The following is a 25,582-nucleotide window of genomic DNA, read 5'->3' as shown; positions in this document are numbered from 1 at the left end:
CCGGAAAACGGCCGAAGCCCGCCACCGCGAAAAGCGATGGCGGGCTTCGGCGTTGCGTCGCGGCGCGCGATTACTTACGCAGCGAGGCCGGAACCTCGAAGCGCTCGCCGTAGGTCTTGGCGAGGTAGTCGGCACGCTCCACGAAGGCCTCCTGGCCACCCGGGTAACCGACGATGAACTGGTGCACACCACCGGTCCAGGCCGGGAAGCCGATGCCGAAGATCGAACCGATGTTCGCGTCGGCGGTGGAGGTGAGCACGCCCTCGTCGAAGCACTTCTGGGTCTCGATCGCCTCCGCGAACAGCATGCGGTCGATGAGATCCTGCAGCGGGACGCCGAAGCCCGCAGTGGTCTTGAAGTGCTCACGCAGGCCCGGCCACAGACCGGTGCGCTTGCCGTTCTCGTCGTACTCGTAGAAGCCCGCCTTCTCCAGGCGGCCCGGACGACCCTCGGACACCATGTAGTCGATGACGTCCTGCGCCGGGTGCCGCTTGACGCCCAGGGTGGTGTCGCCCGCCTGCGCGGCTTCCAAGGTCTCCTTGGCGATCTTCTGCATGAGCTTCATGTTCAGCTCGTCCGACAGCTGCAGCGGCGCGGCCGGGTAGCCCGCCTGCAGACCGGCCTGCTCGATGGTGGCGGGCTCGATGCCCTCCTTGAGCATGGCGATCGCCTCGTTGACGAAGGTGCCGATCACGCGGGAGGTGAAGAAGCCGCGGCTGTCGTTGACGACGATCGGAGTCTTCTTGATCGCGAGGGTGTAGTCGAACACCCGGGCCAGCGCCTCGTCCGAGGTCTTCTCACCCCGGATGATCTCCACCAGCGGCATCTTGTCGACCGGCGAGAAGAAGTGGATGCCGATGAAGTCCTCCTGGCGCTTCACGCCGGTCGCCAGACCGGTGATCGGCAGGGTGGAGGTGTTCGAACCGAGCAGCGCGTCGGGGGTGACGACGTCCTCGATCTCCTGGAACACCTTGTGCTTCAGCTCGGTGTTCTCGAAGACGGCCTCGATGACGAAGTCGACGCCGGCGAAGTCGGCCGCGTCCGCGGTCGGCTTGATCCGGTCCAGCAGCGCCTTGGACTTCTCCTCGGTGGTCTTGCCCCGGGAGAGAGCCTTGGCCTCGATCTTCTCGGAGTAGTTCTTGCCGCGCTCGGCCGCCTCGATGGAGACGTCCTTCAGTACGACCTCGTAGCCCGCCTTCGCGGAGACGTACGCGATGCCCGCGCCCATCATGCCCGCGCCGAGCACGCCGACCTTCTTGATCTCCTTCTTCGGCACGTCCTTCGGACGCGAACCGCCGTTGTTGATCGTCTGCAGGTCGAAGAAGAACGCCTGGATCATGTTCTTCGCGACCGGGCCGGTGAGCAGGTGCACGAAGTAGCGGGACTCGATCAGCGACGCGTTGTCGATGTCGACCTGCGAGCCCTCGACCGCGGCGGACATGATCGCGCGCGGCGCGGGCATGTTCGCACCCTTGATCTGCTTGCGCAGGTTCGCGGGGAACGCGGGCAGGTTGGCCGCGAAGGCCGGGGACGACGGGGTGCCGCCGGGGATCTTGAAGCCCTTCTTGTCCCAGGGCTGCACGCCGGCCTCGGGGTTGGCCTTGATCCACGCCTTGGCGGCGGGGACCAGCTCCTCGACCGAACCGACCAGCTCGTCGATCAGACCGATCTCCTTGGCCTTGGCCGGCTTGTTGCGCTGGCCCTGCAGCAGCACCTGCATCAGGGCGTTCTGCAGGCCGAGCATGCGCACGGTGCGGATGACGCCGCCGCCCGCGGGCAGCAGGCCGAGGGTGGCCTCGGGCAGACCGATCTGCGAACCCGGCACGTCCGCCGCGATGCGGTGATGGGTGGCCAGCGCGATCTCCAGGCCGCCGCCGAGCGCCGCGCCGTTGATGGCGGCGACGACCGGCTTGCCCAGCTGCTCCAGGCGACGCAGGGCGCTCTTGATCTCGGTGAGCTCCTCCATCAGCGTCTGGGCGTCGTCCGGGCCGACCTTCATCATGTTCTTCAGGTCGCCGCCGGCGAAGAAGGTCTTCTTCGCCGAGGTCAGGACGACACCGGTGATGTTGTCCTTCTCCGCCTCTAGCCGCTCGACGGTGGCCGTCATCGACTTCTTGTACAGCTCGTTCATCGTGTTGGCGCCCTGGTTCGGGTCGTCCATCGTCAGCACGACGATGCCGTCCGAATCCTGCTCCCAACCGATCATGTTGGTTTCGCTCACAGCTCTTGTGTCTCCTTGGTGAATTAGCGGCGTTCGCGGCCCTACGTGGTCACGCAGGCTGCCGCCTCCGGGCCCGACGCGCACGCCGCCGTGAATTCTCAGCTGTCGGTTGGGGCTCAGACCCGCTCGATGATGGTGGCCACGCCCATGCCGCCGCCGATGCACAGGGTGACCAGCGCGTAGCGGCCGTTGCGGCGCTCCAGTTCGTCGACCATGGTGCCGGTGATCATCGCGCCGGTGGCGCCCAGCGGGTGACCCATCGCGATCGCGCCGCCGTTGACGTTCAGCTTCTCGTCCGGGATGTTCAGGTCCTTCTGGAACTTCAGCACCACGGAGGCGAACGCCTCGTTGATCTCGACCAGATCGATGTCGTCGAGGGTCAGACCCGCCTTGGCCAGCACCTTCTTGGCGGCCGGGGTCGGACCGGTGAGCATGATGGTGGAGTCGGCGCCGCTGGTGGCGGTCGCGACGACGCGCGCCCGCGGGGTCAGGCCCGAGGCCTTGCCCGCCTCTTCGGAACCGATCAGCACGAGCGCGGCGCCGTCGACGATGCCGGAGCTGTTGCCGCCGTGGTGCACGTGGTTGATCTTCTCGACGAAGTGGAACTTCTGCAGCGCCACCGCGTCGAAGCCGCCCATCTCACCGATCACGGCGAAGGAGGGCTGCAGCTTGGCCAGGTCCTCGGCGGTGGTGCCGGGGCGCATGTGCTCGTCCTTGTCCAGCACGACGATGCCGTTCTGGTCCTTGACCGGCACGATCGACTTGGCGAAGTAGCCGCCGGTGGTGGCCTTGGCGGCCAGCTCCTGCGAGCGCACCGCGTAGGCGTCGACATCGTCGCGGCTGAAGCCCTCGATGGTGGCGATCAGGTCGGCGGAGACGCCCTGCGGGACGAAGTAGGTGTCGTAGTTGGTGGCCGGGTCCAGGGCCCAGGCGCCGCCGTCGGAGCCCATCGGCACGCGCGACATGGACTCGACGCCACCGGCGAGAACCAGGTCGTCGAAGCCGGAGCGAACCTTCTGGGCGGCGAGGTTGACAGCCTCGAGGCCGGAGGCGCAGAAGCGGTTGAGCTGGAAGCCGCCGACGGTGTCGGGCAGGCCTGCCACGGTGACCGCGGTACGGGCGATGTCCGCGCCCTGATCGCCGACCGGCGCGACCACGCCGAGGATCAGGTCGGAGATCCGGTCCTCGTCGAGGTTCGGGAAGCGCCCGCGCAGCTCCTGGATCAGACCGACAGTCAGGTCGATCGGCTTGACCGAGTGCAGCGAGCCGTTCTTCTTGCCACGGCCGCGCGGAGTGCGGATGGCCTCGTAAATGTAGGCCTCTGTGGTCATGGAGTGTTCCTTCCTCAATGTGCGGCGGCCGGACGTTCGTCCGTCCGAGCGCTCCTTGCGGTCGGCCGGTACGTTCGTCCGTCCGAGCGCTCCTGGGCGGTCGGCCGGACGTTCGTCCGTCCGAGCGCTGGTGTGCGGCGACACCGCGGATGCGGCATGGCTGCGGCTGACCTCGCCGACCGGCCTTGCGACCGACCGTTCCTAACGCTGTACAAAACCAGGCAAGACAGGACGAACGTACGGCCAGGTCGCCCGTACGCCTGGGCATACCATAGAACGTCGGCGTACCGAAGCTCCCGGCTACCCGTCCATACTACCGTGGAGTGCGAACTCCGGTTAACTTAACGTTGCGAGAACGATGGTTGTCAACCATCCAATCGTGTGGCACCCAGCTCACTCTTCAGCAATTCGAGGGCGACCTCGTCCGGGTCGCGACGGTCGCCGGGAGCCACCGGATCGGCCGCGGCTGCCATCATCTCCTGCTCCTCTTCCGGGGTCGAGGCGGGAATGACCCGGGCCCCGTCCCAGTCCAGGTCGGTCGACGCGTCGCCCGCGCTCGGCCCGGCGTCGTACCGCGGATAGTCCGCGGGGCCGGGGTCGTCGGGTAGGTCGGGGTAGTCGGGCGGCGGGATATCGTCGTCCGTGGAATACGGCCGCTTGTCGGCGCCGCCTGCGCCGGAACGCCCCCCGCCGCCGGCCTTGTCGGCGTTCGCGTTCTTCGCCTGACTCGGGCGGGAGAAGCGCGGCGCGGGCGCGGCCGAACCACGGCTCGCCGCGTTGCCGGATTCACGTCCCGGCTGGTTGCCCGCCTGCCCGCGGGGTCGGTTCGCGGCACCGCCCGATCGCGGCGCGGCGGCGGGCCGTGGCGCGGCGCCGCCCGCTTCCCAGCGCACCTCGTGGTCGCGGCCGAGCACCGCCCGTACTGCCGACCGGACCGCCTCCAGGTTGCGCGGATCGGACAGGCGCTGGGCCAGCGGCGCGTGCTGGTGCGCGAAGACGATGACCTCGCCCTCCACCCGGGCGACCGACGCACCGGCGAGCATCGCCTGCACGGCCGCACCGAACTCACGCACTTTGGCGCGAATGTCCGCCCAGGCGGCTTCCACTTCCCGCAACAGATCAGCGCTCGGTGTGGCAACAGAACCGGCGGCGAGCTCCTGCGCGGACGAACCGGTCGCATGAGACGCCGGCGCGGCGGACCGAGCCTGATCGCCGTGCCCGACGGCCCGCTCGGCAGCCGAATCAGCCCCGCGCTCGCCCCCGGCAGCAGAACCCCCTTGCTCCCGCCCGGCAGCAGAACCCTGATCGGCAGCCGAATCAGCCCCGCGCCCCAGCCCGGCGGTAGAGCCCCGTCCGGCAGCCGCATCAGCCCCTTGCTCCCGCCCGGCGGTAGAACCCCGTCCGGCAGCCGCATCAGCCCCTTGCTCCCGCCCGGCGGTAGAACCCCGTCCGGCAGCCGGATCGGTCCCTTGCTGTCGCCCGGCGGCCGGATCGACGACCGACGAGGCCGCCCGCGCATTCGTTTCCTGCTCAGACGATCCGCGCTCAGACGTCGCCGAATGGTCGGAAAACTTTCGTGCCTCTTCGGTTTCGGACGAGAGATCGCCCGGCATCGCGCTCGCGTCACGCGCGGCAGCGGATGGCGCAGACGCCGAGCCTGCCGTCCCGCGTTGCGGAGCACTCGACTCGATGGTCGCACTCGCCTCTCGCCGCGGCGTCATTCCTGCCGCACCACCGGATTCGGCGAAATCCGGTTCGGCCACCGGCACAGGGCGATCCGTACCCCCCTGCGCAGGAGAACCCGGCGCGACCGACTCGCCGGCGACAGGCTCCGTCGGACGCCCGCCTCCGGCACCCGGGAATTCCGCACCGGCACTGGAGCCCGCCGTATCGGCAGACGGATTCCCGGCTCGCACACCACCGACCGGCGTCGTGTCATCGACGTTCCCCGCACCCGCGGATGCGCCTCCGGCACGCTCCCCTGCCCCGACATGCGCCGAACCACCGGCTTCCGCAGCGCTTCCCGAGCGGTCACCCCCGCGGTTCTCGCGACGAATCGCGGCCAGCGCCTCGGCACCTCGGCGACGAGGCGGGTCCGACGGCGAACCAACCGCGGGCGACGGCGCGGGAGCATGCGCCGACGACGCGGCGGGCGCCGGGGAGATGGAACCACCGGCCAGACCGCGCTCGAGCCGTTCCAACCGTTGCAGAGTGGCGGATTCCGCGTCGGACACCGAGGGCAGCAACATGCGCGCGCAGACGACTTCGAGCAGTAGTCGCGGCGCTGTGGCGCCGCGCATCTCCCCGAGACCTTCGTGCAGCAGCTCGGCGTAACGAGTCAAGGTGGCCGAACCCAATCGCTCGGCCTGATCGCGCATCCGGTCGAGCACGTCGCCGGGGCCGGTGACCAGGCCGCGTTCGGTGGCGTCGGGCACCGCCCGCAGGAGGATCAAGTCGCGGAAGCGATCGAGCAGGTCGACGGCGAAACGGCGCGGATCGTGGCCCGCCTCCATCACCCGGTCGACGGTGCCGAACAAGGTCGCGCCGTCGTCGGCGGCCAGCGCTTCGACCGCGTCATCGATCAGCGCCACGTCGGTGACACCGAGCAGCGAGACCGCGCGGGCATACGTGACGCCCTCGGGGCCTGCGCCGGCCAGCAGCTGGTCCAGCACGCTCAGGCTGTCGCGCGGTGAACCGCCGCCCGCGCGAATCACCAAGGGGTACACGGCTTCTTCGACCGGCACGTGCTCCTGCTCGCAGATCCGCCCGAGCAGTCCGCGCATGGTGGCGGGCGGAAGCAGCCGGAACGGATAGTGATGCGTGCGCGAACGGATGGTCGGCAGCACCTTGTCCGGCTCGGTGGTGGCGAAGATGAAGATCAGGTGCGCCGGTGGCTCCTCGACGATCTTGAGCAGCGCGTTGAACCCGGCGGTGGTCACCATGTGCGCCTCGTCGACGATGAACACGCGGTACCTGGACTCCGCGGGCGCGTAGAAGGCGCGGTCCCGCAATTCCCTGGTGTCGTCGACACCGCCGTGGCTCGCGGCGTCGAGTTCGATGACATCCAAGTTGCCCGGGCCGCCCGGCCCGAGCGCCACACACGACGGGCAGGTGCCGCATGGCGTCGAAGTGGGCCCTTGCACACAGTTCAACGATCGGGCGAGGATGCGCGCGGAAGACGTCTTGCCGCAGCCGCGCGGACCGGAGAACAGATAGGCATGGCTGATCCGCCCCGTGTCGAGCGCGGTACTCAGCGGGTCGGTGACGTGCTCCTGACCCACCACCTCAGCGAATGTTGCCGGTCGGTACTTCCGGTACAGAGCCACGGCCAGAGGTTACCGGCGACCACCGACAACGCGCATGCCCGCCTACCGCCCGGATCAGCGGCACACGGTCGCCGATAAATGTGATCCAAGTCACAACATGCGCGTCGCCTTCTTCGACGGCCGACCGGGACATGCGCAACAGCAACCTCAGAGCTATCACTTATCCTGCGCGTGTGAATACCGGACGCACCCGCCGCGGCATCCCGTCGCGGTCGGAAAAGATGGACTCCGACCCCGATTTACCTCCACTTTTTGGAAATAACGAAACCGTCACCATGGGTGACATCGATGCAATCGTCTGGCTAACGTGGCAGACGGCAACTTCGGTAGCCAAACCTTCATCAGGTTGGTGACCCCGGCCGGTCCCTCATCCCGACCGGGGCACAACCAACAAAGCTCCGCCAACGGGTGACCAGCGCCAATCCCCACTTCCACCGGAGGACCGTCCACGTGTCGTGTGACGACATCGCCGCCGCCTGGCTCTCCAGCACCGATTTCGCAGGCGACCGCTCCGCCGTCGCCCTCTTGAGCCGCGCCATCAGTCCCCAGGAGTTCGCGATCAAGCGCGACTCGCTGCCGGTGACCGCGGCCGCCGATCCGGCCACCGCCGCCGCCATCCTCGAACTTCTCGAACGCGGCCAGGTGCCCACCATGGCGGCGATCCGCACCCTGACCGCGCAGAACGAGATGCGCCGCGAGGCCGAGCGCATCGAACGCCTCGGCCGCCGCGCCCAGCGCAGCATCGACGACTTCGGCCGGGTGCTCGCCAAACTCGCGGACGCGCACTGGACCGCGCACGGCTACGGCCCCACCCGCCGTGACGTGCTGTGCACCGAACAGATCATGACGCTGATCCGCACCCGCGTCGGCAATATCGCGCCGTCGGCGGTCAAACACCTCTGGCTCATCGAGCGCGCGCAGCGCGCGGGGTGGATCGCCTCCAACGCCAATCCCCGGTCCCTGTGCGCGGCGCGGCGTTTCTACGCGGCGCAGTACGGCAACCGGGTGTCGCTGCGTCCCGTGAACACCATCGGCACCGCGATCGCGACGTATCTGGCGGACTACCAGGCCGAGCACGGCCGCCCGCCGCGCTGGTCGGTGGTCGCGCAAGAACTGCGCGACGACCGGGGCCGCCGGATCTTCCACAACACCGCCGATGCCCGCGCCCAGCAGCTGTGGCTGACCACCGCGGAATGGGTGGAAATGTGCGACGACCTTCCCGTGCCCGGCCGAAGGGGCTTGCGGGCCATCCGTAAGTCCCGCGGTTGACCTCGGGCGCGTCGTGCGAGTTCGACAGCATAGGTTAACGGCGTTACTCTAACGCCGTTAACCTAGCGAGCGGAGCCGCGATGCTGACCCGGATGGCCCGATTCATCACCCGATCTCCGCGTACCGTGCTGGCCGCGGCGCTCGCGGTCGCCGTACTGTGCGGCGTCTTCGGCGCTACCGCGCCCGCGCACTTGAAATCGGGCGGTTTCACCTCCGCAAATGCCGAGTCCGCTCGCGTCGCCCAGTTGATCGCGGACAACTTCGCCGGGGCGGCGCCCAATTTCGTCCTGCTGGTCAGCTCGGACGGGGGCGCGGACGATCCGGCCACCAAGGCGGCGGGCACAGTGCTGGCCGACTCGCTCAAATCCCGCACGGACGTCCAGGGCGTCCAGTCCTACTGGACCACGCCGCAGCCGCTGGGGAACGCGTTACGCAGCACCGACGGCAAGAGCGCCTTGGTGGTTGCCTACATCGAAGGCGACGAGACCCAGGTGCAGCAGACCGCGAGCGACCTGGAACGGCAGTTCGCGGGCGTCTCCAACGGCATCACCGTGCGCCAAGGCGGCATCGCCGCGATCTATCACGACGTCACCGAGCAGACCACCCGCGACCTCGCGCTGGCCGAGGGCGTCGCGGTGCCGCTGTCGATGATCGTGCTGATCCTGGTGTTCGGCAGCCTCGTCGCCGCGTCCCTCCCGTTGGCCATCGGGGTGTTCGCCATTCTCGCGACGCTGGCGCTGCTGCGTATGTTCACGCTGTTCACCGATGTCTCCATCTACGCGCTGAACATGACGACGGCGATGGGGCTGGCGCTGGCCATCGACTCCAGCCTGTTCATCGTCAGCCGTTTCCGGGAAGAACTCGCCAACGGCTTGGATCCAGCCGCGGCCACCATCCGGTCCGTGCAGACCGCGGGACGCACCGTGCTGTTCTCCGCGCTCACCGTCGCGCTCTCGATGGCCGTCCTGAGCGTGTTCGACCTGTACTTCCTGAAAAGCTTCGCGTACGCGGGCGTCGCGGTGGTCGCCGCCGCGGCGATCGCATCGATCGTGGTCTTGCCCGCGGCGCTGGTGCTGCTCGGCCATCGGGTGAACTCCCTTGACCTGCGGGCTCCGCTGCGCCGCCTGTTCGGTCGCGGCGGGCCCGCACCCGGCCCGCAGGCGCCGGAGGACACCGCCTGGTACCGGTTGGCCGGCGTGGTGATGCGACACGCCGCGCCGGTCGCGGTCGCGATCATCGCGCTGCTGCTCGCGCTCGGCGCGCCGTTCCTGTCGGTCAAGTTCGGTTATCCCGACGACCGGGTGCTGCCGGACTCCGCCGCCAGCCGTCAGGTCGGCGACGCCCTGCGGACCGAGTTCCCCCAGGCCGACCCGGTCGCCAGCACCACGATCGTGCTGGACGGCTATCGCGGCGACAGCGCGGCGCTCGGCGGATACGCCGCGCAACTGTCCAAGGTGGACGGCGTGCCCGCGGTGCTTTCGGCCGCGGGCATCTACGTGACGGGCGCGCGAGTCGCGCCGCCGCCGCCCGGAATGATCAACGACACCGGGACCTACTTGAGCGTCGCGACCAAACTCGACCCCTTCTCGCCCGCCGGTGACCGTCAGCTGAAAGCGATCCGGGCGGTCCCCGCACCGGGTGACGCGCTCTACGGCGGCGCCGCGGCGGCCAACGCGGACTCGCTGCAGGCATTGGCCGCCAGGCTCCCGCTCGCCGCCGCCTTGATCGCGCTGACCACGTTCGTCGTGTTGTTCCTGTTCACCGGCAGCGTCGTGCTGCCGATCAAAGCGCTCGTGCTGAACACCCTGTCGCTGGCCGCCGCGTTCGGCGCGATGGTGTGGGTGTTCCAGGAAGGCCACCTGTCGGGCCTGCTCGGTTTCACCGCGGTCGGATACTTGGTGCCGACCATGCCGATCCTGATGTTCTGCCTGGCCTTCGGCCTGTCCATGGATTACGAGGTGTTCCTGCTGTCGCGGGTGCGCGAGGAATGGCTGGCCACGCACGACAACACCCGCGCGGTCGCGATCGGCCTGGCGCGCACGGGCCGGATCTTCACCGCCGCCGCCGTGCTGATGGCCATCGTGCTCGGTGCCCTGGTGACCGCGAAGGTGTCGTTCATGCAGCTGCTCGGACTCGGCCTCACGCTGACCGTGCTCGCCGACGCCACGCTCATCCGCGGCCTGCTCGCGCCCGCGCTCATGCGCCTGCTCGGTCCGGCCAACTGGTGGGCGCCCGCACCCCTGGCCCGCCTGCACGCCAAGATCGGGCTGACCGAGGGCGAGGAGGACACCGCAGCACGCCCGCTGGAAACCGCGGGACGCGCATGATCGGTGGGAGGCGTCCGCGGTCGCCGCGCGGTTCCGGAGCCCAGTTGCGCGACGAGATCCTGCGGGCCACGGCCGAGCTGCTCACCAGCACCGGGCACGCCGACGCCGTCTCGATCCGGGCGGTGAGCAAGCTGGTCGGGGTGAGCGCGCCGTCGATCTACCGGCACTTCGCCGATAAGGACGAGCTCCTCGAGGCGGTCGTCGCCAAGGTCTTCGAAGACCTCGCCGACGCGATCCGGGCCGCCACCGACCCCGCGACCTCTCCGTTGACTCAGCTGCACGACCAAGGCATGGCCTACGTCCGTTTCGCCCTCGAGCATCCCGAGCAGTACCGGCTGGCGACCGCGCCCACCGAGACCGGAGGAGCGGTGGATCAGGTCCTCACCAGCGGGGCCTTCCAGCATTTCGCGGCCACCGTGCGCAAGTGCATGGACGAGGGGACGATCGCGCCGCGCGACCCGCTGCCGATCGTGCTGGAGCTGTGGTCGGTGGGTCACGGCATCGCCTCCCTCCTGCTCGCCAAACCCTTCCTGCCCTGGGGTGACGCGGAAGCGACCGCCTCACGCGTGATGGGCGCGGCATGCATCGGCTACACCGTGCTCGACCTGGTCGGCGCGGACCCGCCCACGCCGGACGCGGTCGCCGCGTGGCTGCGCGGTGTCCGGAAGGATCAGCCCTCCGCCTGACTCGGGAGTCACACTTTCCCGATCTGTTGTCGGCCCGCGAGCGACCATTCGGTAACTTCCTCGCAGCGCATTCGCGCGGAAGGAGTAACCCGTGTCCCCGACCATCGACCCCGCGGCCACCGCTTGGCTGCTGATCAGCACGGCCCTCGTCTTGCTGATGACCCCCGGCCTGGCCATTTTCTACGGCGGGATGGTGCGCTCGACCGGCGTGCTCAACATGCTGATGATGAACTTCATCGCGATCCCGCTGGTGACCGTGGCCTGGCTACTTTTCGGCTACAGCCTGGCCTTCGGCGCGGACGCGGGCGGCGGCCTGATCGGCGGCCTCGATCACCTGGGCATGGCGGGCATCGATCCGGGTTCGGCGCACGGCTCGGTGCCGGAGTTGTTGTTCGTCACGTTCCAGCTCGCCTTCGCCGTCCTGACCGCAGCGCTGATCAGCGGCGCCATCGCCGACCGCGCCAAATTCTCCGCGTGGATGATCTTCGTGCCGGTGTGGGCGCTGGCGGTGTACGCGCCGATCGCCCACTGGGTGTGGGGCCCGGACGGCTGGCTCGCGCGGTTCGGCGCGCTGGACTACGCGGGTGGACTGGTGGTGGAGATCGCCTCCGGCGCGTCGGCCTTGGCCCTCGCGCTCGTGCTCGGCCCCCGCATCGGATTCCGGACCGACGCGATGCGCCCGCACAATCTGCCCTTCGTACTGCTCGGCGTCGGCCTGCTGTGGTTCGGCTGGTTCGGCTTCAACGCCGGTTCGGCGCTGGCGGCCAACGGCCTCGCCGCGGCCGTCTTCCTGAACACGCTGGTGGCGGGCTGCCTCGGCATGCTCGGCTGGCTGGCGGTCGAGCAGATCCGCGACGGCAGGCCGACCACCTTCGGCGCCGCCTCCGGCGTGGTGGCGGGCCTGGTCGCCATCACGCCCTCGTGCGGGTCGGTCAACACCCTGGGCGCGGTGCTGGTCGGGCTGGCCGCGGGCGTGGTGTGCTCGTTCGCGGTGGGCTGGAAGTTCAAGGCCGGTTACGACGATTCGCTCGACGTGGTCGGCGTGCACTTCGCCGGTGGAGTCGTCGGCACTGTGCTGATCGGCTTGCTCGCCACCGCGGTGATGACCGGCGGCGCCGATGGGCTGTTCTTCGGCGGTGGACTCGCCCAGCTCGGCAAGCAGCTGGTAGCGGTGCTGGTCGTCGCGGCCTACGCCTTCGGCGTCTCCTTCGCGCTCGGCAAGGGCATCGACCGGCTCGTCGGCTTCCGCGTCAGCAAGGAGGACGAGACCGCCGGGATCGACTTCGCCCTGCACGCCGAAACGGCATATGCGGAAGGGGTGCACGGACACGCGCCCCGCCGCCTCGGCGAGGGGCATTTCGGACGTCCACATCCCGATCGCACGCTCGACGACGATCCGAAGCTCTGATCGATGGGGCCACTCCCCGCAATCGGCACCGGGCTCGGGGCGGTATCGCGGACTATCTCACCGGAGAGCGCTGCCGCCCTTCGCCCGGCCTCAGCCGGACCGGATGACCACCGCGGGGCCCGTGCCCGCTCGGCGCGTCAGCTGACCGAGCCCGCCGACGCGGTGAACGTATTGCACTGGGCCGCACGGTTCTTGTTCAGTCCGGTCTCGAACCACTGACCGCCGTTCTCGGCGGACCCGTGGTCGCGCATGTCCCCGGCTTGGTCGCCGCGCCCATAGGCGTCCTTGCGGGCCACGGTGATCTGCGGATCGGTCAGCGAGCCGCCCTTCGACGACGAGGAGAGGTACATGCCGTCGAAACAATTGGCCTGCAATTCGACTCGCCGGGACAGTTCCAAACCCTTGGCGGTGCGCGGCCCGGCGTCGGCCCGATCGCTGTTGGCCTTGCGCAGGATGCCGGACATCGCCTGCACATGGTGTCCGTACTCGTGCGCGAAGACCGACAGGTAGACCACCCAGTTGTCCTTGAAGTAGTCCGTCTGCAACTGGCTGATCGGCATGTAGATGGTCTTGTTCGCCGGGCAGTAGAACGCCGCGAAATTGCTGGTCGAGCCGGTGCACGGCGTGGTTATGCCCGACGTGGTCGCGCTGACGTTCAGCGACGGCGGCTGGAACGGCAGATTCGCCTCGCGCAATACGGGTTTCCACGCCGACTCCAGGCACGACGCGGCGCTTTCGAAGAACTTGCGGGCGGCGTCGACCTGGGTGCCCCACGGCGAGTAGTCGCATCGCGCCGGAACGAGTGTCGTGCTCGGATCGGTCAGCAACGGGTTGGTTCCGGTTTCCGACGGTCCGGTCGACCCGTCCGGCTGGGCGTCGAACGTGAAACTCGGTCGCGGGCCGGACGCGTCGTTGTCGCCGCGTCCCACCGAGATCGCGTTGCGCACCAGCCCCGCCGCGACCAAGAACACGATGACGATCAGCAGCACCACCCATCCACCGCCACCGCGTTTGCGCCGCGGCGGGTAAGGAGGCCGCCCGGGCGGACCATAGGGCATCGGCGGAGGGACCGGAGAGCCGTAACCCGGCGGCGGTCCGTAACCGGGCTGGGCATACCCCGGCGGCTGGCCGTAGCCGGGTGGCGGGCCGTATCCAGGTGGCGGACCGTAGCCGGGGCGTGGTCCATAGGGCGCACCGTAGCCGGGCGGCGGAGGAACCGGACGCCCCCTGTGCGGGACCGGTCCGTGTCCGTACGGTGGTTGTGTCACGCCCCCGTACCCCCTCGTCTCAGTGATCGCCGACAGCCGCTGACGCAGAATAGCAAGCTGTCTAAAGTAGGCAGCCATGCTGACTTTTCGGGGGGCCGCCCTAGGCGTGCTGCTTCTCGCCATCGCGGCAATGTTCGCGGCGGCCCCGGTCGCCCAAGCCCAGCCCGCACCCGACGGCGTGACCATCACCGCCGATCTGAAGCTGAATCGCGAGGGTGTCCTCGAGGTCGTCGAACAGATTTCGGTGCCGACGGACGGATCGTTCCGGATGTCGCTTCCACTACGGCTGAAGGTGAGCGACGATGCCGAGCGCGTGTTCCGGGTCACCGATGTGAACACCGAAGGCCCTGGCACCGCGACGGTCGCAAACGACCAGTTCACCATCGAGGCGCGGCCGGGCAAGTCCACCTTCCAGTACTCCGTGCAGAACACCGTCAGTGACGCGCCGGGCACCCAGGTGTTCCATTGGCTCGGCGTGCTGGGCGCCGACATCGCGTCCATCAGCGCCTCGCTGATCAGCCCGAGCTTCGAAATGGGCATCGTAGACTGCAAACTCGGGCCGCCCGGCAACACCCGCCCGTGCGCCGACGTCAAGATCGAGTCCGACGGCGTCCTCTTTCTCGAGCAAACCGACCTGCACAAGGGCGACGCGATCGACCTGACGCTGCAATTGCCGCCCGGCACCGTGCCGAGCAACGCCGACGTGCGCGGCGGCGGCGACGCGGGCCCCTTCGCGATCACCGCCCCGGTGCTCGTGGCGTTCGGTGTCCTGCTGCTCGCGCTGGCGATCCTGGTCGTCTTCGTGCTGCGCGCCCGCCGCCAGGACGCGACGGTGGGCGGCGGCACGGAAACGATCGACCCGCTGCTGCGCGAAGGCGATCGAGTGCAGTTCACCTCACCCGAGGGCGCGCTGCCCGGCGAGGCAGGCCTGCTGCTGGACGGGTATGTCGATCCGGTCGACGTCGCCGCCACTGTGGTGGATCTCGCGGTGCGCCGGTACATCCGGATCACGCCGCTCAGCGACAGCGACTGGCGGATCACCCGGGTGAATACGCCCGACGATCAGCTGCGCGACTACGAGAAGGCCGTCTACGAGACATTGCTGCCCGGTGGCGCCGACGCGGTGACACTGGGTGAGCTGCGCGCGCCGGGCCGGATGACCTCCGGTCCGGTTCGCGCCGCACTGATCGCCGACGCCGTCGCCCGCGGCAACTTCCTCGATCGCCGACGTCCCGGCATCGCGGTGTGGCTCGGTGGGGCGCTGGTGGTCGCGGGTATCGCGGTGACCGTAGCGCTCGCGCTCACCTCGGGGCACGCCTTGGTCGGTGTCGCCATCGCGCTCGGCGGTGTCGCGACTCTGCTCTCCCCGAAGTACCTGCCGGTGCGGACGACTCGGGGGCTGGAACTCGCCCGGCAGATCCGCGCGCTCCAGCGCGGCCTGGAGACCACGCGGCGCGAACATATCCCGCCGATCGACCAGGAGACCGTGTTCTCTCGCGCCCTGCCGTTCACGGTGCTCGGTGCGCGGGCCGACAATTGGATCCGCGCCTTCCGCGACCTCGATCCGTCGGCCGACGCGCAACCGGGCCTCTACTGGTTCGGCGGCTTCGAACGCGACCGCAACTTGCAACGCTTCGCAAGCCACTTCCCGTTCTTCATCACGGCGTTGGAAGGCTTGTTCGCGAACGCGGGCGACCCGCATCGGTAAACGACCCACACGCACGAAAAGGGCGACCGGACAGCACGTCCGGTCGCCCTTCGTCGTATTGCTCAGTCGGTCAACGCGGTTCGCCGGACTGCGGCCAGCGGATCGGCGTAGAGGACGCTCAGCGAGGTCACCACGGCGGCGTATTCCTGTACCTTGCCACCGAATCCGCTGATGCGGATATCGGTGGGCGGCAGCGTCGAACCCTGGTTGAACGCGCGCGCCACATGCGCTACCGCCGGGCGATAGCCGGTGAAGGCCTGGCCACCGAGGATCACCCGATCAGGGTTGAGCATGTCGCGCACCATCGCCACGGTGTGGCCGAGGATGGTGGCCCGCTCGGCGAGCAGCTCGCGCGCCGATTCCGAACCTGCCTCCGCCGCGCGATACAGATCCGCGATGGTCGAGCCCGCGGTTCCGTTGTGCGCCGGAATGATGCCGCGGCCGACGGCCCTGGAGTGCAGCGACCGATCACCGACGGTCACCTCCAAGCAACCACGCCGTCCGCAGGTGCATTCGACGTCCGAACCGGTGGGGAGGTGCGCGATCGATCCTGGACCGTTGCTCGGCGTGTGCACGCGACCGTCCAAAGTCACCGCGATACCGGCGGTTTCACGCACGTAGAAATACAGGCTGCTGCCCCGCTCGACGCGGGCCTGGTCTTTGGGCTCACCGGTGGGCAGCAACAACTCCGAGCCTGCCATCGCCTCGACGTGCGGCGCGACCGAGACGGGCAACTCCAGCACCTCGCCGAGCACCGAACCCACCTGCGCGCCACGCCATTCCAGCTTCGGGTGGTCGACGACGCCGGTCAGCGGGTCGACTCGGCCACCGATCGCGACACCGGCCCACAGCGCTTTGCGACGGTGCCAGCGCTGCAGGAACGCCTTGGCGCTGCGGGCGACGGTGGTGGTGGCGAATTCCTGGCCGGTCTGCGGCGTGGCGATGGCCAAGCCGCCGAGGATGCGGCCGCGCAGATCGGCGGCGACGATCTTGGTGACCGCGGCGCCGATGTGGATGCCGATGGTCAGGTAGGCGTCGTGATCGATTTCGAAGGGGACGCGGGGGCGTCCGACCGCACCCGAGGCCGTCAGGTCGGGACGTTCCCGCAGCAGGCCGGCCGCGAGTAGTGCGGAGACCTGGCGGTTGACCGTGGCGATGCTCAAACCCGTTGTGCGCGCGGCATTGTCGCGGGAGACGGGACCGCCGGTCGCGGAGCGCAGCACCGCGGCCGCCGGATTGTCGCCGATGCGGAGCTCGGGGGCGACAACCGGGCGCTGGACGCGGGCACGGCTGCCCGCAACCCTGGAGACGGATCGTTCAAGGGTGGGAAGGGACATTGTGCAGATCCTTGCTGAAGTCCCGTAATCGAACGGGACATGCCTACATGGGCGGCGAGGCAGCAAACGAGCAGGAAAAACAGCTCAGCTGCAGCAAGAGAGGCGACACAGTTCGCGTGTCAACGGCAGCCGCAGACCCAACGCGGCGGTCACGTAAGTGACGCGCAGGAGGTTCCATCGGCCGGCAGACATGTCATTAAAATTAACACCGATTTGCCCGACGCACCAACCCTCGACGCGCCGCTGTGTGCACACGCACATTGTTTCCCCAGGTCGCGAGCACGCGAAAAAGACCCCGCTCACCCGGAAGACGGGCAGAGCGGAGTCTTTTCACGCGGAAGGATTACTTCGGTGCGACGAACGGCTGATTGATCGTCGTGAAGTACTGGATCGCGGCGCCGATGGCGACCGGGGCGGTGATCAGGATCTGGCCCGCGAGGGTGCCGAGCGCGCCGACGGCGACGATGCCGCCGAGGCAGCCGATGGCCGCGGCCGGGATGAACGCGCCGAACAGGCCGACGATCGCGGCGGAGGCGACGGTCGCCCCCGCGATGCCGCCGAGCACGCAGCCGATGGCGCCGCCCGCCAGGCCGCCGACGAGCGTGCCGATGGTCGCACCGGCGGAGATCGTGCTGGTCAGACGGGTCCAAGCGGCGACCTCACGGTCGTACTCGGTCTTCCACGGGGCCTTGTCCTCGTACGGCAGAGCGACCGGCTTGTAGACCGCGTGTTCCCGGTCGAACACCGGCGTCAGCGTCGCGGTGCGGCCGGAAACCGCTGCGGCGATCGGGAATTCGAAGTCGTCGAGTTGAAACCGCAGCGGCTGCGCGGCGAGCACGGTACCGTTGGAGGCCTTCACCTCGAGCACCTCGTTCTCGACCACCAGCGAGCCCGCGTCGATTTCGATGATCGACTGGGTATCGGTCGCGTGCGCGGTGAAATTGATTGCGCTTTCCGCGTTTTCTTCTGCCGGGGCGGCACCGGACGTACCAGCGGCCACTCCGGTCGCAATGGTCACCAGCGCCGCCACCACGGCGAGCTTCCTCATCCTCATGTCCTGCAATCCCTCATCTCAGGTGGAGCCGTACCAGCCAAAAGCATCGGGCACCGACTCTGCGATAACGAGGAAAAAACGCAGGGCGATTTCAAATAGGCAACCGGGGAGTTACGGTCACCGCACTACTTCGCTTTGGCTGCCGCTTTCGCCTGCTTCTTGAATTCCCTTACCTGCGCGAGGGATTCGGCGTCGGTAACGTCGGCAACCGAACGGCGCGAGCCCTCGTCGCCGTACGCGCCCGCCGCCGCGCGCCAGCCTTCCGGCCGCACGCCACGTTGCTTGCCCAGGAGGGCCAGGAAGATTTTCGCCTTCTGCTCGCCGTAGCCGGGGAGGTCCCGCAGGCGGCGCAGCACCTCCTTGCCGTCCGGGTCTCCCGCGGTCCAGATGTTCTCGGCCTTGCCGTCGTAGTGCTCGATGACGTAGCGAGCCAACTCCTGGGCGCGCCGGGCCATGGACCGCCCGTAGCGGTGGATCGCGGGCGGGGTCGCGGCGAGATCCTCGAACTCCTGCGGATCGGCCTCGGCGATGCGCTGGATGTCGAAGCCGCCCATCCGGTCGGCGATCTTCTTCGGGCCGCGGAAGGCGTGCTCCATCGGATATTGCTGGTCCAGCAGCATGCCGAGCAGCGTGGCGAAATGGTCCTCGGTCAGTAGCCGGTCCGCCTCGGCGTCCTGCGCCAGGCACAGCGTGCGCGTCACTGTCCCGCCTCTCCGTCTATTCGGGCAGTACCAGACTAGTCATCGACCATAGTGACCCACCTCACATCCCCTACGCGCGGGTAGATGACCTGCCGCGTAGGCTCCAGGCCATGCCTCAGACGACGGCGACACCGACCAAGACGACGGCAACGGCCAGGGATGGACACGGGCCCATGAACACCTACGCATTGCGCCCCGATCGGTTCGACCGGGCAGGCCACGACCAGCTCGTCGACGTGCGCGACCTACAGGCCGCGCTGCCCGGTATCCGCCGCTTGCGCACCTGGGCGCACGAAGCGCTCGCGCTGCGGCCCGGCGAACACGCCGTGGACATCGGCTCCGGCACCGGGTCGGAGGTCATCACCTTCGCCGAAGCGGTCGGCCCGAACGGCAGCGCGGTCGGCGTCGAGCCGGACCCGCAGCTGCTCGCCTCCGCCGAGCGCCGTGCCGCTCAGGCCGGCTCGACGGCCAAATTCCACTCGGGGGATGCCTACGGCGTGCCGTTCGGCGCGGACTGCTTCGACGCCGTTCTGTGCGAGCGCGTCTTCCAGCACCTCACCGCCCCCGCCCGCGCGGCCAACGAGATCGCCCGCGTGCTGCGTCCCGGCGGCCGCGTGGTCGTGGTGGACAGCGATTGGGGCACGGCGATCGTGCACCCCGGTGACCGGCGGGTTGTCCGCGAGGTGATCGAGACACTCGTGTCGGCGACCACCAATCCGCTGTCGGGCCGTCGCCTGCCCGGCCTGCTCACCAAGGCGGGCCTGGTGGTCGACGACATCGGCTCGGAGGCCCTGGTGCAGGACCGCAGCGTGGGCGCGGGCTCGCTGATCACCAGGATCTCGGCGATGGCGGTCGCGCGCGGCGCGATCACCGAGGCGGAGCGCGATCGCCTACTCGCCGACCTCGACGCGGGCGCCGCCAATGGCGACATCCACCTCTCGGTGACCATGTTCGCCGTCCTCGCGCACAAACCCCGCTGACCCGGCCGATGGCCGTCGACGTGCTGACCGACGTCGTGATCAACCGATCGCGCGAGCTGGTCGCCGCGTACTCGGCCGATCCGGGGCACGCTCCGGCCTGGTACTCGCGCATCCACAGCGTCACGTGGGAAACGGAGCCGCCGCTGCGCGTGAGCTCGCGGATGACGTTCGTCGCCCACTTTCTCGGCGGCAGGCTCACCTATACCTACGAGGTGGCCGACTACGCGCCCGGCCTGCGGCTGGTGATGCGTGCCGTGACAGGTCCGTTTCCGATGGAGACCACCTACACCTGGGCCGATACGTCCGAAGGCGGTACCCGCATGACGCTGCGCAACCGGGGCGAGCCGAGGGGTCTGCGAAGGCTGGCCGCGCCCGTGCTGGAAGCAGCGATCCGGCGGGCGAATCGCGCGGACCTGGCGCGGCTGAAGGAACTGCTGGAGACCGGGTAGGCGTCGGGCCTCGGTCAGGGTCCCGTTCGCGGCGCGGTTTCCGCCAGTGCCGCCAGTGGTGCGCGCGTCGCAGCACGGCTCGAAGCGGGCTCTTCGGCAGCGCAGCCAGCCGTCCCGCCTCGATCGGAACACTGTCTCCTTCGTTTCGGCCGCGCCTCCGGCGTTCGATACAAACGGGAACGCCCGGCACGAAATCCGTGCCGGGCGATCAATCGTTGGGGTCTGCTCCTACTTGCCGAGCAGCTTCTCGGTGGCCGCCAGCAGCACGCACGTGGCCAGCCCGTCCATCGCCTTCTCCAGCTCGGGCAGCTTCGGGAAGCTCGGCGCGATCCGGATGTTCTTGTCCTCCGGATCGTTCCGGTAGGGGAAGGCCGAACCGGCCGCGGTGAGCGCGATGCCCGCGTCCTTGGCGAGGGCGATCACCCGCGCCGCGGTGCCCTCGAGCACGTCGAGGCTGATGAAGTAGCCGCCCTTGGGCTCGGTCCAGGAGGCCACCTTGGAGGCGCCGAGGCGGTCCTCGAGGATCTTCAGCACCAGGGCGAACTTCGGCTCCAGGATGGCGCGGTGCTTCTGCATGTGCGCGCGCACGCCGTCGGCATCGCGGAAGAAACGCAGGTGGCGCAGCTGGTTGATCTTGTCGGGGCCGATGCTCTTCTTCGAGGCGTGGCTCAGGTACCAGTCCAGGTTCGCGGTGGAACCGCCGATGAAGCTCACGCCCGCGCCAGCGAAGGTGATCTTCGAGGTGGATGCGAACACCAACGGGCGGTTCGGATTTCCGGCGGCGGCGGCCAGCCCGAGCACGTCGATCACCGGGGCCGCGGTGTCGGTGAGCGGGTGCACCGCATACGCGTTGTCCCAGAACAACCGGAAGTCGGGCGCTGCGGCGGGCATCGAAACGAGTTCGCGGACAACCTCTTCGGAGAAGACGACGCCGGTCGGGTTGGAGTAGTTCGGCACCGCCCACAGACCCTTGATCTGCGGGTCGCTCGCCAGCAACTCGGCGATGGCGTGGGTGTCCGGGCCGTCGTGGCGCATCGGGATCGGGATCATCTCGAAGCCGAGCGCCTCGGTGATCGCGAAGTGCCGGTCATAACCGGGGGCGGGGCACAAAAACTTCAGCGTGTCCTCGGCGGCCCAGCGGCGCTCGGAATCATTGGTGCCGTACAGCATCGCGTAGGTGATCACGTCGTGCATCAGCTCGAGGCTGGCGTTGTTGCCCGCGAGCAGGTTGTCCACCGGGATACCGAGCAGCTCGCCGAAGATGGCGCGCAGTTCCGGGAGACCGTGCAGGCCACCGTAGTTACGGCAGTCGGTGCCGGTGCCGTCACGGAAATCGCCGTCGCCGGGCAGGTGCAGCAGTTCGGCGGACAGGTCGAGTTGCTCCGGCGAAGGTTTTCCCCGGGTCAGGTCCAGCGTGAGCTTCTCGGTCTTGAGCGTCGCGTAGTTCGCGGTCTGGGTGTCGTGCTCGAGCACGAGCTCCTCATGGCTCATCAAACCGATCTGCGTTTGCCGGGGCATCCTGGGCAGCCTTTCAAGCAGCGAGGGGACGATGGGTTTGGCCGGACCGATGTGCGGCGGCGACCGAACAGTTGTCCGCGCAGACGCACGTGCACCCGCGGACGGTGTTCACGTTACCCGTGCAGCGGCTGGAATTGGAGGCGTTATCCGAGGGCGGGATGCAGAGGCGAAACCGAACCGCGCCCGCACCGGCCGGGCACCGCACGAGGCCAATGAAAGGGGACCCCGCGCACCCGGCAGAGCCCGTTGACCCTTGCTGCCTTCCGGCCCTGGGGGGGTTCACAGGATGCGCGCCGCGCGGGATCCGTCGGCCAGTGTAGCGCCTCCGGCCCGCAAACCCATCTTCCGGGTCCACCACCCCCGACCGACCAGGCACTTCCCCCACGTCACCCCACCTATTTGGCGACCGGCCGGGGGCTACCGGTATGCTGCTCCACGGAGGATTCGCCTAGTGGCCTATGGCGCTCGCCTGGAACGCGGGTTGGGTTAACGCCCTCAGGGGTTCAAATCCCCTATCCTCCGCTGAAGGGCCTGGTCAGGACGGTTTTACCCCGTTCTGACCAGGCCTTTTCTCATCGGCGGCCGAACGCATCGAAGAGATGTCGGCTCGGTCGTAGCGCCTCTGGAGGGTGACCCGGCGGGCAGATGCCGACTCCGCGACCAGCGTCGGACAGCCTGTCCGACGAATAGCGCGCCCCGCCTCCATTGATTCGGGCGCGGGCCGAATCGCTGTATCCGGTGTGCCGGTCTACTTCTCCAGCTTCTCCGACATCCACGTGCCGAGGGCGTACATGTCGTCGGCGGGGATGGTGCGCGTGTAGTGCAGGGGCGGGGTTATCCAGCGGAACCGACGCCACCCAGTGGCCGGACGGATCACCCAACCGCCGTATTCGCGGTGAGGATGCCACTGGCCCTCACCGGTATAGCCGGGCTCGCGGGATTCGCGCCGGAACCAGGCGTGCATGTGGCGGCGCAACAGAAACCAGCGAGTGGACCATGTCGGAGGGCCGCTAGTGATAACGAGCAGCTTCATCGGAGTGAACCTAGCACTGGAGGATGGCGGTCACGGTTTCTTCGCGCCGGCCATACTGCGTTGCAAGTGGTCGAGCAAACCGCGTCCGACCGTGTCGCGAAGAAGCTGGCGAGGGTGTACAACCGCACCGGGCAGTTCGTGACGGTGGGCGCGGTGGTCGAGTTGCGGGAGCGGATGCGGCCACTGGTTGCCGCGACAGCATAGGAGCACATCGGGATGGTGCGGATCGGCGTCACCGGGCATATGAACATCACCGAGGCTACGGCACCGTTGGTGTACGACGCGGTGTGCGCGCTGCTCGATGAGCATGATCCGAGCGATCTGGTCGGGGTGAGTTGTATTGCGCGCGGGTCTGATTCGGTGTTCGCACGGGCGGTCCTCGATGCGGGCGGCCGGCTGGAGGTGGTGTTGCCGTCCCGGAACTACCGCGAGCGGAAGGTGAAACCGGATCACGCCGAACTGTTCGATGAGCTTGTGAAACGCGCGACCACCGTGCGCGTGCTGGATTTCGACGACGCGGGCCGGGAAGCGTACGAGGCGGCCAACGATGTCGTGGTCGGGTCGGTCGATCGACTGATCGCAGTGTGGGATGGCGACGCGGGGCAGAAGGCGGGCACCGGGACAGTGGTCGAGCTCGCGCGTGAACGTGGTGTGCCGGTCGATGTCGTGTGGCCGAACGGCGCCGCACGGGACTGACACCGGTCGAGCTTTCGGATTCCCCTCGGAGTTGCCGGACGAGCCCAGTTCGTCCGATCTGGGCTGTGCGACTGCCCATTCCGGTGGAATGATCTTCTCCGTGACTCAGTGGCTCCCGCTCTTCGGTTCTCTCATCGTTGCCATTGCGGCATTGGTCGGCGTGCTGGTCAACAACCGCACGAACCGTGCGGCGCTCACCGCCGCGGACGAGCGGAACCGGGTCACCTTGGACGCGGCGCAGCGCAATGTGGAGTCGACCAACGCGGCGGCCGAGCGGCGCGAGCACGACAAGTGGCGGCGGGAATCGGTGCTGACCGCGGTCTCGTCCGTGCTGTCCATCTCGAGCGACGTCCGCCAGCAGTTGCTGCATTGCGAACTCTGGGAGGCCGACGAGCTCGATGAGGTCGATACGGAGATCCGGCAGATCATCACCGGCTCGCGAGGCTACATCAGCAACCTGCGCGTCGTGTCGCATCGCAAGATCCCCAATCGCTGCGAGGACCTGATGCGCACGCTCACCGCGGCGCTCAACATCAGTTTGCAGCGCCGCCGGATCGAATTCGACGGCGAGGCCACCGCCGAAGAGATCACCGAGATCCAGGCGCTGTGGTCGCGGGCGATCGAGAACACCGTCGAGGAGGAGCGCTCGGTCATCAACGCCACCCGGCTCGAACTGGACATCAAGATCTCCGCCGAAGTGCACCAGGCCGCGCCGCAGCCGGCCCTCGTCCGTTCTTGACCGGCGGGCTCGTCACACCGATGGCGACGCCGGAGCGGAGTCGACCCGCGTGAGGTGCGCTTCGAGCAGCGCGGCACGCAGGTGGGCGGCGTAGGCGTCGAGGTCGGGCAGCACCGCCGGGTCGGCGTGCAGCGAGATGGTGACGGTGTCGCCGAGTCCGTGCACGCCGTGGGTGAGGTGCATGACGGAACCGAGGGCCGGGAACCCGGCCGTGAACCGTACCGCGCCGCCACCGAACGAAAGATCGGCTGGACCACGGTCGACACTCGAGACGACGGTGTGGCCCGCGATCGAGTCGGGCACGGCGTCGAGGGGGTAGCGATCCACGTCGCGGCGCAGCAGCGGGGCCGGCATGGCCGCGGTGACCCGGCCCTGCGCGGACAGCAGCGGGTGCTGTGCGCGGACGCGCCGGTCGGCGAGCGCCGCGGCGATCTTGTCGGCGCGCAGGCGCAGATCGGTCTCGTCGATGAACAGGTCGACGCCGAGACCGCGATAGTTGTTGCGTGCGCGGCCGGCTTCGGGAAGCGCCATCGGCACCTGCGCACCGAGCCGCTCCACCGGCTCGCCCAGCTCGGCCAGGTAGCGGGCGAGCGCCAGCGACACCGCGGTCAAGACGACCACCGTGACGGTGCGGCCGGACACCCGCAAGTCGGCGGAGGGGAACACCAGCATTCGAGCTTCGTGCCGCGAGATGCCTTGCGGTGAAGACCGATTCAGCACACTCGGCGGGAAACCGGCTGCGGGTGGCGGCACTTCACCCGACTCGGTCAGTTCCGCGAGCCGCCGCTGCGCCCGAAATGCCTGGTAGCCGCGCACCGCGGTCGCCGCCACCCGGACCGGCATGCGCAGCACACCCACCGCCGAGTCGACCAGCACCCCGGCCGCCGACACCGCGTCACCGATCGTCCGCGCCCGTGCCGTGACCTCCGGCCACCGCGCGAGGGTCTCCAGCCGCGATCCGGGCGCGGTCCTGGCGTCCGCCGCCGAACCCACCGCTTCGGGCGCCGCCGACGCTGTCCGGCTTCCGTCTTCGACCGCGGGAGTCTCCGAGAACAGCGCACGCGCGATCGCTGAGGACCGCCGCCCATCGGCCAGGGCATGGGACATCTGGAGCACCGCCACCAGCGCGGGCTCGCCGCCCAGCCCCGGCGCGTCGGCGATGGCACGGAACACGTGCAGCCGCCACGGGTGCACGGCGGCATCGACTCCGGTGCCGAGCAGATCGCCGAGGACCTCCAGCAAGCACGACCAACTGCGCTCCGGCAGTTCGTGTTCCACGAATTGCTCGGCGCCGAATTCGCATCGGGTCCACATCGGGTAATCGATGTCCGCGGGCAGTTCGCGCAGCCGGACCCCAAGGTCGGCGATCCGTGCGCTCCGTTCGGCGACGGCGGCGCGCAGTTCCACCGTGGGCAGTCCACGATCGGCGAAGCAATACAACAGAAAAAGGTCGTTGCGCGTACGTTCGGACAACCAATACATCGTCGCGTCCTGCGGTGCCATCGCGCTCACAGGTAAAACGATATCGACT

The 25,582-nt window shown here is 68.7% G+C and carries 21 protein-coding genes, 1 tRNA gene and 1 other RNA gene; 12 read left to right on the top strand and 11 right to left on the bottom strand.

Annotated features, from left to right (window positions below; translation table 11 throughout):
* Positions 1 to 70 precede the first annotated feature (70 nt).
* From ACFV2O_RS04025 to ACFV2O_RS04015, 3 genes are all read right to left on the bottom strand, one after another.
* Positions 71 to 2,221, bottom strand: a complete 2,151-nt coding sequence (locus ACFV2O_RS04025; RefSeq protein WP_379250000.1) for a 3-hydroxyacyl-CoA dehydrogenase NAD-binding domain-containing protein — start codon at positions 2,219 to 2,221, stop codon at positions 71 to 73.
* Positions 2,222 to 2,337: 116 nt separating this feature from the next.
* Complete coding sequence (locus ACFV2O_RS04020) at positions 2,338 to 3,552, bottom strand: acetyl-CoA C-acetyltransferase (protein ID WP_379249998.1); 1,215 nt, start codon at positions 3,550 to 3,552, stop codon at positions 2,338 to 2,340.
* Between the two features lie 365 nt (positions 3,553 to 3,917).
* Positions 3,918 to 6,878, bottom strand: coding sequence for a DNA polymerase III subunit gamma and tau (locus ACFV2O_RS04015; RefSeq protein WP_379249996.1), 2,961 nt, complete (start codon positions 6,876 to 6,878; stop codon positions 3,918 to 3,920).
* 173 nt (positions 6,879 to 7,051) lie between these two features.
* Between ACFV2O_RS04015 and ACFV2O_RS04010 the strand changes: the two genes are divergently transcribed.
* From ACFV2O_RS04010 to ACFV2O_RS03990, 5 genes are all read left to right on the top strand, one after another.
* The gene (locus ACFV2O_RS04010) at positions 7,052 to 7,231 is read left to right on the top strand and encodes a hypothetical protein (RefSeq protein WP_379249994.1); all 180 of its coding nucleotides are present in this window, start codon (positions 7,052 to 7,054) and stop codon (positions 7,229 to 7,231) included.
* 97 nt (positions 7,232 to 7,328) lie between these two features.
* Entirely contained in the window at positions 7,329 to 8,147 is an 819-nt protein-coding gene (locus ACFV2O_RS04005; RefSeq protein ID WP_356963416.1) for a hypothetical protein, read from the top strand.
* A gap of 80 nt (positions 8,148 to 8,227) precedes the next feature.
* On the top strand, positions 8,228 to 10,474 hold the full coding sequence (locus tag ACFV2O_RS04000; RefSeq protein ID WP_379249992.1) for an MMPL family transporter: 2,247 nt from the start codon (positions 8,228 to 8,230) through the stop codon (positions 10,472 to 10,474).
* 44 nt (positions 10,475 to 10,518) lie between these two features.
* On the top strand, positions 10,519 to 11,160 hold the full coding sequence (locus tag ACFV2O_RS03995) for a TetR/AcrR family transcriptional regulator (protein ID WP_356963414.1): 642 nt from the start codon (positions 10,519 to 10,521) through the stop codon (positions 11,158 to 11,160).
* A gap of 91 nt (positions 11,161 to 11,251) precedes the next feature.
* Positions 11,252 to 12,568: an ammonium transporter gene (locus ACFV2O_RS03990; RefSeq protein WP_379249990.1), complete on the top strand. Its 1,317-nt coding sequence runs from the start codon at positions 11,252 to 11,254 to the stop codon at positions 12,566 to 12,568.
* Between the two features lie 137 nt (positions 12,569 to 12,705).
* Here ACFV2O_RS03990 and ACFV2O_RS03985 read toward each other — a convergent pair whose 3' ends face one another.
* The gene (locus ACFV2O_RS03985) at positions 12,706 to 13,560 is read right to left on the bottom strand and encodes a neutral zinc metallopeptidase (protein ID WP_356963412.1); all 855 of its coding nucleotides are present in this window, start codon (positions 13,558 to 13,560) and stop codon (positions 12,706 to 12,708) included.
* 352 nt (positions 13,561 to 13,912) lie between these two features.
* Here ACFV2O_RS03985 and ACFV2O_RS03980 point away from each other — a divergent pair, with 352 nt between their 5' ends.
* Complete coding sequence (locus tag ACFV2O_RS03980) at positions 13,913 to 15,544, top strand: DUF2207 family protein (protein ID WP_379249988.1); 1,632 nt, start codon at positions 13,913 to 13,915, stop codon at positions 15,542 to 15,544.
* A 62-nt stretch (positions 15,545 to 15,606) separates the two neighbouring features.
* On the opposite strand, the gene ACFV2O_RS03975 is transcribed toward ACFV2O_RS03980, so the two are convergent.
* The 3 genes from ACFV2O_RS03975 to ACFV2O_RS03965 form a co-directional block, all read right to left on the bottom strand.
* Positions 15,607 to 16,881 (bottom strand): ROK family protein, encoded by a 1,275-nt coding sequence (locus ACFV2O_RS03975; RefSeq protein ID WP_356963410.1) that lies wholly within the window; start codon positions 16,879 to 16,881, stop codon positions 15,607 to 15,609.
* 343 nt (positions 16,882 to 17,224) lie between these two features.
* Complete coding sequence (locus ACFV2O_RS03970) at positions 17,225 to 17,935, bottom strand: hypothetical protein (protein WP_379249986.1); 711 nt, start codon at positions 17,933 to 17,935, stop codon at positions 17,225 to 17,227.
* A 125-nt stretch (positions 17,936 to 18,060) separates the two neighbouring features.
* The gene (locus ACFV2O_RS03965) at positions 18,061 to 18,636 is read right to left on the bottom strand and encodes an HhH-GPD-type base excision DNA repair protein (RefSeq protein WP_356963408.1); all 576 of its coding nucleotides are present in this window, start codon (positions 18,634 to 18,636) and stop codon (positions 18,061 to 18,063) included.
* Between the two features lie 173 nt (positions 18,637 to 18,809).
* On the opposite strand from ACFV2O_RS03965, the gene ACFV2O_RS03960 reads away from it, so the two are divergent.
* Together ACFV2O_RS03960 and ACFV2O_RS03955 are read left to right on the top strand one after the other, a co-directional pair.
* Positions 18,810 to 19,616: a methyltransferase domain-containing protein gene (locus ACFV2O_RS03960; protein ID WP_379250147.1), complete on the top strand. Its 807-nt coding sequence runs from the start codon at positions 18,810 to 18,812 to the stop codon at positions 19,614 to 19,616.
* Positions 19,617 to 19,624: 8 nt separating this feature from the next.
* Positions 19,625 to 20,065 carry an SRPBCC family protein gene (locus ACFV2O_RS03955; protein WP_379249984.1) on the top strand — a complete coding sequence of 147 codons (441 nt, stop codon included), beginning with the start codon at positions 19,625 to 19,627 and terminating at the stop codon, positions 20,063 to 20,065.
* 228 nt (positions 20,066 to 20,293) lie between these two features.
* Here the strand turns inward: ACFV2O_RS03955 and ACFV2O_RS03950 are convergent, their stop codons facing one another.
* Positions 20,294 to 21,583, bottom strand: a complete 1,290-nt coding sequence (locus tag ACFV2O_RS03950) for an aminotransferase class I/II-fold pyridoxal phosphate-dependent enzyme (protein ID WP_379249982.1) — start codon at positions 21,581 to 21,583, stop codon at positions 20,294 to 20,296.
* Between the two features lie 214 nt (positions 21,584 to 21,797).
* Positions 21,798 to 21,892: signal recognition particle sRNA small type (ffs, locus tag ACFV2O_RS03945), an RNA gene on the bottom strand.
* A 128-nt stretch (positions 21,893 to 22,020) separates the two neighbouring features.
* Between ffs and ACFV2O_RS03940 the strand changes: the two genes are divergently transcribed.
* A tRNA-Ser gene (locus ACFV2O_RS03940) sits at positions 22,021 to 22,105 on the top strand.
* 226 nt (positions 22,106 to 22,331) lie between these two features.
* On the opposite strand, the gene ACFV2O_RS03935 is transcribed toward ACFV2O_RS03940, so the two are convergent.
* Positions 22,332 to 22,616 carry a hypothetical protein gene (locus ACFV2O_RS03935; protein WP_379249980.1) on the bottom strand — a complete coding sequence of 95 codons (285 nt, stop codon included), beginning with the start codon at positions 22,614 to 22,616 and terminating at the stop codon, positions 22,332 to 22,334.
* Positions 22,617 to 22,682: 66 nt separating this feature from the next.
* On the opposite strand from ACFV2O_RS03935, the gene ACFV2O_RS03930 reads away from it, so the two are divergent.
* The 3 genes from ACFV2O_RS03930 to ACFV2O_RS03920 all read left to right on the top strand — a co-directional run bounded on the left by ACFV2O_RS03930 (position 22,683) and on the right by ACFV2O_RS03920 (position 24,051).
* Positions 22,683 to 22,820: a hypothetical protein gene (locus ACFV2O_RS03930; protein ID WP_379249978.1), complete on the top strand. Its 138-nt coding sequence runs from the start codon at positions 22,683 to 22,685 to the stop codon at positions 22,818 to 22,820.
* Positions 22,821 to 22,832: 12 nt separating this feature from the next.
* Positions 22,833 to 23,312, top strand: coding sequence for a hypothetical protein (locus ACFV2O_RS03925; RefSeq protein WP_379249976.1), 480 nt, complete (start codon positions 22,833 to 22,835; stop codon positions 23,310 to 23,312).
* Between the two features lie 100 nt (positions 23,313 to 23,412).
* A complete protein-coding gene (locus tag ACFV2O_RS03920) occupies positions 23,413 to 24,051 on the top strand; it encodes a hypothetical protein (RefSeq protein ID WP_379249974.1) in 639 nt (212 codons plus the stop codon).
* A 12-nt stretch (positions 24,052 to 24,063) separates the two neighbouring features.
* Here the strand turns inward: ACFV2O_RS03920 and ACFV2O_RS03915 are convergent, their stop codons facing one another.
* A complete protein-coding gene (locus tag ACFV2O_RS03915; protein ID WP_379249972.1) occupies positions 24,064 to 25,563 on the bottom strand; it encodes a WS/DGAT domain-containing protein in 1,500 nt (499 codons plus the stop codon).
* Between the last annotated feature and the right edge of the window lie 19 nt (positions 25,564 to 25,582).

The organism is Nocardia sp. NPDC059691, from assembly GCF_042733915.1.
Taxonomy (GTDB): domain Bacteria; phylum Actinomycetota; class Actinomycetes; order Mycobacteriales; family Mycobacteriaceae; genus Nocardia; species Nocardia sichangensis.
Note: the sequence above shows the minus strand (reverse complement) of the source record. Positions and strands in the feature narration are given on the sequence as shown.